The sequence below is a fragment of the Pseudomonas sp. TWR1-1-4 genome, from assembly GCF_049897165.1.
GTDB lineage: Bacteria > Pseudomonadota > Gammaproteobacteria > Pseudomonadales > Pseudomonadaceae > Aquipseudomonas > Aquipseudomonas canadensis.
This window is the reverse complement of record NZ_JAFCVS010000008.1, coordinates 31402-42067: the sequence shown is the minus strand read 5'-3', so window position 1 is coordinate 42067 and position 10666 is coordinate 31402. Positions and strand designations below refer to the sequence as shown.

The 10666-nt window shown below is 62.0% G+C and carries 7 protein-coding genes; 2 read left to right on the top strand and 5 right to left on the bottom strand.

Annotation, left to right across the window (positions count from 1 at the left end; translation table 11 throughout):
* Positions 1–7: 7 nt before the first annotated feature.
* Both ACP7C6_RS24820 and ACP7C6_RS24815 read right to left on the bottom strand, forming a co-directional pair.
* Entirely contained in the window at positions 8–2389 is a 2382-nt protein-coding gene (locus tag ACP7C6_RS24820) for a TonB-dependent siderophore receptor (protein ID WP_028615823.1), read from the bottom strand.
* 154 nt (positions 2390–2543) lie between these two features.
* Entirely contained in the window at positions 2544–4196 is a 1653-nt protein-coding gene (locus ACP7C6_RS24815; protein ID WP_016977212.1) for a cyclic peptide export ABC transporter, read from the bottom strand.
* Positions 4197–4395: 199 nt separating this feature from the next.
* Here ACP7C6_RS24815 and ACP7C6_RS24810 point away from each other — a divergent pair, with 199 nt between their 5' ends.
* Complete coding sequence (locus ACP7C6_RS24810; protein ID WP_068934232.1) at positions 4396–5226, top strand: N(5)-hydroxyornithine transformylase PvdF; 831 nt, start codon at positions 4396–4398, stop codon at positions 5224–5226.
* Between the two features lie 57 nt (positions 5227–5283).
* On the opposite strand, the gene ACP7C6_RS24805 is transcribed toward ACP7C6_RS24810, so the two are convergent.
* Genes ACP7C6_RS24805 through pvdM form a run of 3 tightly spaced genes read right to left on the bottom strand, consistent with a single transcriptional unit; the run spans position 5284 to position 8821 of the window.
* Complete coding sequence (locus ACP7C6_RS24805) at positions 5284–6144, bottom strand: formylglycine-generating enzyme family protein (protein WP_426109354.1); 861 nt, start codon at positions 6142–6144, stop codon at positions 5284–5286.
* A gap of 34 nt (positions 6145–6178) precedes the next feature.
* Positions 6179–7453, bottom strand: coding sequence for an aminotransferase class V-fold PLP-dependent enzyme (locus ACP7C6_RS24800; protein ID WP_305384832.1), 1275 nt, complete (start codon positions 7451–7453; stop codon positions 6179–6181).
* A gap of 18 nt (positions 7454–7471) precedes the next feature.
* Positions 7472–8821 carry a pyoverdine-tailoring dipeptidase-like protein PvdM gene (gene pvdM, locus ACP7C6_RS24795; protein ID WP_068934225.1) on the bottom strand — a complete coding sequence of 450 codons (1350 nt, stop codon included), beginning with the start codon at positions 8819–8821 and terminating at the stop codon, positions 7472–7474.
* Between the two features lie 142 nt (positions 8822–8963).
* On the opposite strand from pvdM, the gene ACP7C6_RS24790 reads away from it, so the two are divergent.
* Positions 8964–10589, top strand: a complete 1626-nt coding sequence (locus ACP7C6_RS24790; protein WP_426109353.1) for a PvdJ/PvdD/PvdP-like protein — start codon at positions 8964–8966, stop codon at positions 10587–10589.
* The last annotated feature ends 77 nt before the right edge of the window (positions 10590–10666 follow it).

The following is a 10666-nucleotide window of genomic DNA, read 5'->3' as shown; positions in this document are numbered from 1 at the left end:
CTATGCATCAGAAGTTCCAGCGGGTGCTGAGCATGATGTTACGCGGGTCACCGTAGTAGACCGAATTGTAGAAGCCGATGTTGGTGTAGTACTTCTTGTCGAAGATGTTGTTGACATTGAGGCTGGCCGATACGTTCTCGGTGACCTGGTAACGGGCCATCAGGTCCACCAGCCAGAGCGGATCCTGGGAGAGTTTATCCTGGCTGCCGGTGGCGTAGTTGTTGGTCAGCACCTTCCAGCCCGTACCCTGCCAGCGCACGCCGCTGCCCAGGGTCAGCTTGTCGAGGGCGCCGGTCAGCTTGTAGCTGGTGTAGAGGTTGATTTGGTCTTCCGGCTCCCAGGTCGAGAGTTTTTCACCGTCTTTGTCGCGCATGATCTTGTGCGTGTAGCCCGCCTGCAACTGCCAGCCGGGGGCCAGCTCGCCGGAGACTTCCGCTTCATAGCCCTTGGTCTTGGCCTCGGTGCCCTTGGACGCGTAGTCAAGACCAGGGTAGCTGTCGGGTATGTAGTCATTGTCGTCGATGGCACGGTTTTTCTCGTGTACTTCGAAGTAGGCGAGGCTGGCGTTGAGGCGGCCATCGAAGAACTCGCCCTTGAAGCCGACCTCATAGTTCTTGCCTTCATCCGGTTCGATCGGCTTGTTATTGCGGTCGCGGTAGTCGTCCTGAGGCAGGTAGATCTCGGTGAAGCTGGCATAGGCCGAGAGGTTCTCGGTGAAGTCGTAGGTTAGGCCGGCGTAAGGCACGACCTTGCCGGTGTCCTTGACCTGGCTGGTGCCGCTGACCTCGTAGTTGTTGACTCGGGTACCCAGGATCAGGTGCCAGTCATCGGCCAGGCTGAAGCGGCCGGTGATGTACTGGGCGCTCTGGCGGGTCAGCTCGTCGTTGCGCTTGGTCTGCGGGCCACGGTCAGGCTTGGGGGCGTCGCCGTCCCAATCGAAGTAATCGTGGCTGTTGTTGTAGTTGGTGGCGTTGGTGTAGTCGCGGCCCAGCCAGCGGGAGCGCGAGACCGAGGCGCCGACCACCAGTTCATGCTCGCGGCCGAACAGGCTGAACGGCCCGGTGGCGTACAGGTCGCCGGTGTCGCTGGTGGTCTCGCCATTGTAGGTACGCGTAAGCAGCGAAGCCTTGCCGGTGGCTGCGTTCGGTGCTAGCAGGGCGGACAACGGTGCCTTGTAGCCATTGATCTGGTGGTTGTACTGCGCCTTGCCAACCCAGCCGTTATCGAACGTATGTTCCAGGGTCGCGAACCCGGTGCGGGTGTACTGGGCCCACTTGCTGTACTTGGCGCCGTTGTTGAACGAACGCGAGGTGCTGATGCGGTTGCCCACGGAGTCATACAGCGACGCCGCCCCTGACCAGCTGGAGCCTTGTGGGTCGCTGTCCTGGTAGTCACCGCCGACGGTCAGCAGAGTGTCCGGCGCCAGATCGAATTCCAGGATGCCGTAGTACACGTTGGTCTTGCGCTGGTAGTGATCGAGGAACGTGTGTTTGTCCTGGTAGGCCGCCACCGCACGGCCACGCACGTTTCCGGATTCGGTGAGCGGACCGCTCACATCCACTTCCGAGCGGTAGTTGTCCCAGGAACCGGCGCCCAGGTCGATGTAGCCCTTGAATTCCGAGGTCGGCTTCTTGCGGACCATGTTGATGGTGCCGCCAGGGCCACCGGCGCCGGTCAGCAGGCCGGTCGCGCCCTTGAGGATTTCGACGCGGTCGTAGATCACTGTGTCGGTCAGGGTGTGGCCGGACGAATACTGGGCGTCTTGCAGGATGGGAATGCCGTCGTACTGGAAGTTCTGGATGGCAAAGCCACGGGAGAAGTAGCTGGTGCGTTCGCTGTCATACGCGGCAACAGTGATGCCGGGGGTATGGCGCATCACGTCGTCGATCGACTTGAGGTTGAAGTCATCCATGGCCTGGCGGGTCACCACCGAGATCGATTGCGGCGTCTCCCGTGGCGTCAGCACCATGCGGGTCGCGGTCGCGATGGTCCCGGGCGTATAGGAACCCGAACCTTCGGTAATGGTGCCGAGCTGGTTGGCGGTCACCTGGGTGGCGCCCAACTCCAGGGCGGACGAGCGGCCGGCAGTCAGTGTCATCGTGTTGCCCTGCAGGTCAAAGTCGACGCCGGTGCCGGTCAACAGGGTCGTCATGGCCTGGCCAGGCTGCAACTTGCCCTTGACCTTGTGGCTGCGCTTACCTTCGACGTCGGTCGGGCTGTACAGCACTTGCAGGTTGGCCTGCTTACCAAACTCTTGAAGAGCACTACCCAGCGACTGTGCAGGGACATTCAGCTCGATCTCCTGCGCCTGAACATAACCGGCGACTGGCAGCGTCAGCGCAACGGCAATCGCGCCAGGTCGCACGTGGGTGTTCAAGAGGCGGCGCATGGAGAGTGCCTTGCTCAAGGGACTCAGACCAAATGTTGCTGGCATGGGTGAATTCTCTTCTAGGTATTTAGTGGGCAGATTTTAAATATTTGTTGGGGTTGGTTCTCATTACCACTAGTGAGACGTTCCTACCTGCAGAAACCGGAAAAGAAATTCACGCCGGTTCCATTTCGTGCACCACTTGGCCGGCGCGCAGGCGCACCAACTGGTCGGCGATGTCGAAATAGCGGTCGTCGTGGCTGATCACGATGATGGTCTTGCCCAGGCGCTTGAGGTCCGGCAGCAACTCGGTATAGAAAACGCGGCGGAAGGCCGGGTCCTGGTCGGCGGCCCATTCGTCGAACACCAGCACTGGCCGTTCTTCCAGCCAGGCATTGACCAGGGCCAGGCGCTTGCGCTGGCCGGTGGACAGGTCGGTGGTGCTGAACACGCCGTCCTTGACGCTGACCTTGTGCGCGATTTCCAGGCGCTCCAGGTACTTGGTCGCGCTGTCCAGTGACTGGGTGGCGCTGCCTTGGACCAGGTCATCGAACAGGTAATAGTCAGCAAACACCGTGGTGAACAACTGGCGGTAGTCGTCGCGCGCCGGATCGGTCACGGTTTCGCCATTGAGGCGAATTTCCCCGGCCTGGGGTTGGTACAGGCCCAGCAACAGCTTGATCAGGGTGGTCTTGCCGCAGCCGTTCTCGCCCACGATAAACACGATGTCGCCCTGCTTGATGCTCAGGTTGATCGGCCCAAGGTGGAAGGGTTGGCTGCCTTCCACCGGCGGCGGGCTGTAGCTGACGCCGCGCAGTTCCAGGCTGTTGACCACCGGCGTGGGGGCTTCGCTGCCATCCATCAACAGGTGGGGTTCGGGCGACGAGAAACGGTCGGACAATTCGGTGATGCGCGCAAAGGCAATCCGCGCCTTGCCGATGATTGGCAAGTAACCCACCACGTGCTCCAAGGGGCCTTTCATGTACAACAGCACCAGTACGAAGCCGGTGATCACCGCCGGGTCCGGGTTGGGGCTGTAGGCCTGCATCGCCAGGGCCAGGCCGATGACCACGAAAAACAGCATCGAGCCGAAGGTTTTGGCGACGATATAGATGTTCACCGAGCGCACCTGGATATCGCTGATACGGTCGGCGGTTTCCTGGATGCGGTGGGTGTTCATGCGGTAGCGGCGGGGCCGGTGGATGCGCAATTCCTTGGCGCCCGAGGCGATTGCGGAATAGTAGCGTTGCAGCTCGTCTTCCTGGTCGCGGGCCTCATCGAAACCGCGAATGCCCTTGGCACCGGCGATGAATTGCACGCTGCTGCCAATGATGATGGCGACCACCATCATCAGGAACATCGGCACCGACAGGTAGGCCAGGTAGCCCAGGCAGCCCAGGGTCACCGTCGTTGCGATGGCCAGCGGAGTGAACGCGAAGGAAAAGTCACTGATGGTGTCGACATCATGGGTCAGCACCGGAATCAGGCGGTGGGAGCGGTACTGTTCGATCTGTTCGATGGGCGCCGACAGCACTTTTTCACCCAGGTCCTTGCGCAGGGCCGCGATAATTCGCTGGCCGACGTAGTTGGTGCCGATGTCCGAGACGATCGAGCTGGTCAGGGCCAACAGGCACAACGCCGCAAACGTCAGGATCACCCCCTGCGTCATCCCGGTCGTAGAGTGCAGGGCGTTGTTGATCGTCGCCAGCAGCAACGTGATGGCCAGGCCGCCGGCCATGCCCAGGGCGACGGAGACCGTCACGATGGTGCGAAAGGGCCTGAGCAATGCGAGCAGACCGTTGAAGGCGCCGCGCTTGGGGTCGGTCATAAATACTTCCCGGAAAGTGAAAAAAGAGGGGGCTGGGCACACAGACCCTTACCCATGACAAACGAAGGATTGGCGCGACTATTTAGCTCGGTGTGCCGGGCGGTGACGGGGGTGGATAAATTGCAAGGGGGCTGGTTCGTTCTTGTGGTGTAGGCGCACGCGTATTGGCGTGCCTGATCTATCCAGCGAGAGCGAAACAATGACGAAAAAGAATCTGGTGTACGTGTGGTCCCTGCGCAATGCCGCGGCCGACAAGGCCGGGCAGCCGGTGGCCTACAAGGACCATGAGCGCTACATGATGTCGGTGCTGGAATCCCTGGTGGGGGCGCTGAACGACACGCCGCTGGGCGAGGCCTACAACCTGGTGGGCGTGGTGTATGACGATGACGAGCAGAACCCGCGGGATCAGCAATTGGTGGCCGACTACGGTTTTGCCTACCAGCCGGGTCGCCAGTGGCTGTATCCGGCCGACCTGCGCGTGCAGGGGCGCCTGGTCAATGACTTGCTGCTGAGCGTGCCGTCGACCTATCGACGCCTGCCACGGGGCAGTGCGGAACATATCGCCGGCAAGCAGGATTTCGAACGCCGCCTGCATGACACGCTGGTGGAGTTGAAGGCCGATATCGTGGTACTGGACGGCCTGCTGGTGATCCTGGATGAGCTGGTGCGCCCTGGTGCGCCGTTTGCCCGGCGCATCATGAACATCCATCCGGGCATTACCCGTATTGAATCGCCGTACGAGCGCCGTGGTGCCTACGCCACCTGGAACGCCTTGTATGGCGCACGTGGTCTGACGGTTACGGATTGGGCGACCAAGGCCACCACGCCTTCGGAACCGCTGTACCTCACCGGCGCCTCGTTCCACTACGTCGACAACGGCATTGATTCGGGCGAGGTGTTCCACGACGTGCTCAAGACCGAGATCACGCCGGAAGACACCATCCTCGAATTGCGCTGGAACAACTTCAACAACAGCCTGTTCCCGGCGTTGCATGAAGGGTTGGCGCTGCTGGCGCAGAAGGGAATCTAAGCGGGCACGGTTAAGAATGTGGGAGCGGGCTTGCTCCCACATTAAATCCCCTGGGTGTTACAGGTCGCGCACTACGCGGAACCCAATCCAATCCCCCCGCGTCTGCGGATAGATGGTGTTGCGATTCCCCGAGCGCGAAAACACCGGCGCTTCACCCCAGTCATTGCCCCGAATCATGTAGCCCTCGCAGTTCGGCTCCATCCACGCGCTGCCATCGGTAGGCGCGCCGATGTAGTTGGGGTGTTCGCAGTCGGCCACTCGTTCGTAGACGTTGCCATGCATGTCGTACATGCCAAACGCATTCGGCGGGTAACTGCCGACCGGCGACGAGTAGCTGTAGCCATCTGCGGGACCATAGGTATTGGCGTGCTTGGCAATGCTGTAGTCCTTGCCTTCATCGAACGGGAAGGGGAACGGCCCGGTAGAACCGGCGCGTGCGGCGTATTCGCGCTGGGACTCGCTGACCATGTGGTACTGCTGGCCGGTCTTTTTCGATAGCCAAGCTACATAGTTCTTGATGTCGTCCATGTCCATGCACACCGCAGGCTGGCGTGGGCCCTGGGGATAGCGCGGCTTGCTGGCGATGCATTCGCGGCCGGGGCGAGTGTCGCCATCGGCGATCTTCACGCCGGTCTGGCGCACGTAGCTGTCCCATTCGCCGGCGGTGATGTGGAAGCGGCTGATGGCGAACGGCTTGGCGAAGGTCACCTCATGCATCGGGCCTTCATCCGGCTCGCGGCCGACTTCATCCTCGGGCGTGCCCATGGTGAAGGTGCCGGCGGGCAGCACCACCATTTCCGGGCAGTCCTTGCAATCCTTGAACACCTTGCCGGGTTGCGGCGCGGCGGCCTGGGCCAGGTTGGGCAGCAAGGCGCCGCACAGGACGGTGAGCGCCAGGGCTGTGAGGGGTTTGTTCATGTGGGCCTCTCATTCAAAGGGGAAAAGGTGTGCGTCACGCCCGCTGGCTCAGCAAGGCCATGAAGCGCTGGATCTCGGCGGAGGAATTGAGCAGGCCGGGGGCGGTGCGGATCACCGGGCCGACATCGCGGTCCACCGCGTCGATCACCACGCGGTTTTTCATCATGTAGGCCGCCACGGCATCACTGTCCTGGCCTTTGACGCGGAAGAAAGTGAAACCAGCGGACAGTTCAGGGCTGTGCGGGGTGACCAGTTCGATCTTCGGGTGGGCCAGCAATTGCTCTTTCAGTTCGGTATTGAGTGCGTGAATCCGCGCCTGCACCTGCGCCTTGCCCAGTTGCAGGTGCAGCTTGAAGGCCTCGTCCGCCGCCCAGCGATGCTCGAAGGCGTGGTAGCCGCCCGGGGTCATGATGGTGGCGAAGTCCTTGTCTTCGGAAAAGGTCGGTACCATCGGTGTCACATACTTGTTTTGCGAGTCGCGGGCGCATACCAGGCCGGTGCCGCGTGGACCGAACATCCATTTGTGGGTGCCGGCGATGAAAAAGTCGCAGTGCATGTCCGGGAAATCGAGGTTTTCCACGCCGAAACCGTGCACGCCGTCCACTACATAGAGGATGCGGTCCTTGTCGTCACGGTTGCGGTTGTGTTCTTCCACCAGCTTGCCGATCTCGCCGATGGGCAGCTTCACGCCGCTGCCGGACTGCACCCAGGTCATGCCGAGTACGCGGGTGTTGGCGCGGATATTGCGCTGGATGTTGCCCAGCACCTCGTCGGCCGATACGCGGTTGGCGTTGTCGAACAGGCGAATCTTGCGGACCTGGGTCTGCTCTTTGCGCACCCGGAAATCCAGGCTGAACTCGGTGGCGTAGTGTTCGTGGACGGTGGTGAGGATCTCCTGGTCAGGCCGTACCTTGATCCCGCCATAAATCATCGCCAAACCTTCGGACGTACTTCCGGTCAGGGCGATTTGCGGTGGGGTGGCCTTCAGGTAACGGCCGGCCCATTCGCGCACCTGGCCTTCGCGCTTCCAGGTTTCCTGCAGGTCCCAGTCCATGGCCAGCCCTGGGTTGCGGTCGATCTGCGCGCGGTAGCGCTCGATGGCCTCGCGCACCGGCTTGGGGTGAGTTGCCACCAGAAAGTTGGAAAAATGCAGGTAGTCCGGGTCCTGGTTGAACAGTTGCTTGAGTCCCGTCCATGGGTCATCGGTTGCTGCGTTGGCGGCGATGGCCTGCGGAAGCAGGGCGGCGCCTAGTGGCAGGCTGGCGGCAAGTACCCCAGCCTGCTTGAGAAAGGTACGGCGGTCGGTCATGGACGGGCTTCTAGATGATTAACGGTTGGCCAAGGGCTTGGCGGCTTTTTGGACCTGGTCCCACACCCGCAGGAAGTTGCCTCCCCACAGCTTGGCAATATCGGCTTCGGAGTAGCCGCGTTGGATCAGTTCGGCGGTGACGTTGCGTATTTCGCCGACGTTGTTCCAACCCTGGACGCCGCCGCCATCGTTGAAGTCCGACGACAGGCCGACATGGTCGATGCCGATCTTGCGCACGGTGTAGTCGATGGCATCGCCCAGGTCCTTGAGGGTGGCCTTCGGTTCTTCATCGAGGATGCCGTACAGCGCGCTGGCGTACTCGCCGAACTTGTGTTCCGGCCAGGCGGCGATGATCGCGTCGCCCGGCATAAGGGCCACGGCCAGGTTAGGCAGGGGCGGCAGGTCGAAGCGTGCGCGCAGGGCGTTGAGTTTGTCCTGGGTCGGCTGGCTCAGCGGGCGCAGGTAGGCGGAGAAGCCTACGATCTGCACCACGCCGCCACTGTTCTTGATCAGTTGCAGCTCTTTGTCGCTCAGGTTGCGCGGGATATCCACGGAGGCGCGCGGCGCCGAATGGGACGCCACCATCGGCGTGCGGCTCAATTGCGCCACTTGCTCCAACGCCTTGGTCGACATTTGCGACACATCGATGATCACCCCCAGGTCATTGAGGCGGTGCACCGCTTGTTTGCCGATGTCCGACAGGCCATCAAGGGCGTCGGTGGAATCATTGAAAAACGGCAGTGGTCGCGATGAGTCCGACCAGGCGTTATTGCCCACATAGCTGAAGCCGAACATGCGCATGCCGCGCGCCGCCCACAGGTCCAACTGGTTCAAGTCGTTGCCCAGTGGGTAGGCGTTGAGCATGCTGATAAAGATCGCAAACTTGCCTTCGCCATGCAGGCGCCGGAAGTCATCCGGGGTGTAGGCGATGGCGACCTGATTGGGGAAGTCGCGCACCATGCCGCTGATGATCTTGTAGCGCACTTCCTGCTCGTTGCGCGCGGCCTCGACAAAACCGTCGGTGGGTTTGTGCGGGGCGTTGGGGCCGTTCCAGATTTCCGGCCAGCCGAAGATGGTCAACGCTGCGCCGGACAAGCGCCCGCGTGCCGCCTTGACCAGGTCGAACTGACCTTCGCCGTCCTTGTCCGCCTCGTTGCCGGCGGTGCCGAAATCCACGGGCACGGTGATATGGCTGTCGAACGACAGCAGCCGGTCCTGCATTTCGTTGGCCTGCTTGATCACCGCCAGCGGGTAGCCGGCATTGCCCTTGAACCAGTGATCCCAGACCAGGAAACCGGCTCCGGCACCGATGGCCAGTGCCAGCGGCAGGCCGATGTACAGCGCCTTTTTCGAACGTGGTTTTGTCATTGCCATCTCAGTCAGTTGAGGCCTTCGCTATCAGGGAAGAACGAGTGATCGGCGGCAAAATTTAGGCGGCGAGGGCGCCTCGGTAAATTTCCCCGGCGGGCAAACGTTCTAGCTCTGATAAAGCCGTTTCCTAAGGTAGACAATGACCATCTCTCGACGTGGGTTCATCGCAGGCCTGGCGCTGACAGGCGCTGCCGTGCCTGCCGCTTTCTATGCCCATCGCGAGTTGACGCGCGAAGAAGAATTCCCCATCACCCCCGGCGAAGCCACGGTGGACCTGGCCGACACTGCCGGTCAGCACCTGGCAAACACCCTGCGTGGGGTGTGGGACCTGCGCCTGGAAGGTCGCGACGCCGGCCTCAAAGGGCTGCCACTGCAAGATTTGCAACTGCTGCTCGACATCGCGCCCCGTGGGCGCGGTTTGCGCGGTTACCTGGACACCGCCGCCCACCTGCGCGCCGAAGGCGAGCCGCGTTACCGTGTGCTGGGTGACCTGCTGACGGGGGAGAGCGCTGTGCTCTACTGGCGCCTGATCGACCGTGATTCGGTCGACGGTACACCCGCCTATGAATTCAAGATGACCCTTGATGAGGTCTGGGCGGCCTTTGCCAACGCTGGCAGCAGCACCCTCAGTGGGCAGATCCTCGACCTGGATCGGCCACTTGCATGGGTTGAGCGCGATAATCGCTTCATCGCCCACAAGCAGTGGTTCCCCGAAGCCCGCCAGCGCATCGGCCTCAACCCGACCTTGCTGGCTTGGCTGATTGCGCCCGAACACCGCCTGTTCCATCAACTGTGGCACGCCACCCGTGACCAGTGGCACAAACTCTCCGAGGAAAAACGCGACGCCCTGCGTGGTATTGGCTGGCAACCCGGCCCGCGCGGCCAGGAACGCGATGCCCGGGGTAAACGCAAGGACCGCAACGGCTCGGGTATCGACTTCTTCTTCATGCACCGCCACATGCTCGGCACCGCGCGCTCCATGCAGGATCTGCCTTCATGGCCGCAATTTCCCGAACCGCAACCGGCCCTGGAGCGTGATCGCCTGGGCTTTCTGCGTTACTTCGACAACCACGACGGCTTCGCGCTGCCGCCCACCTGGTCGGCGCCGGACGACACCGAATACACTCAGTGGGTCAGCGACATCAAGGCCGCCGAGACCTATCACAGCAACTTCCAGGTGTGGGAGTCCCAATACCGCGACCCGCGCTACCTGGCCAAATTCACCCTGGGCCAGTTGGGCTCCGAAATGGAGCTGGGCCTGCACGACTGGCTGCACATGCGTTGGGCCTCCGTGCCGCGCGACCCCTCCAACGGCGCCCCCGTGCCCATGGCCCGTGACCCCGCTGATTTCGCAGCGCGCTGGTATGCAGCGGAAAACGACTTCCTCGGCGACCCGTTCTCATCTCATGTCAATCCGGTGTTCTGGCATTTCCATGGCTGGATCGACGATCGCATCGAAGACTGGTTTCGCGCCCATGAGCGCTTCAATCCGGGCGAAGTCCAGCGCCTGCAAGTCAACGGCGTGGCCTGGTTCGCACCGGGCCGTTGGGTGGAAGTCGGCGATCCCTGGCTAGGCCCGGATACCCATGGCTGCAGCACCACGCCGGGGTTGCAGGTGGGCAAGTCGATGGAGATGGACCCGGAGGTCATGAAGCTGGCCCTGCGCATTACCTTTGGCGAAGACGAGGGTATGTTGCGGGGCCTGTTCAAACGGGTGCCGAAGCGGCCGTGGTATGCGCGTCACCTGAAGCTGAAAACCCCCTGATTTTGGAACCGGGCGCGTTTTATGGCGAGTGGGACTTGCTGTGGTGAGCGGGCTTGCCCCGCGCTGGGGCGCGCAGC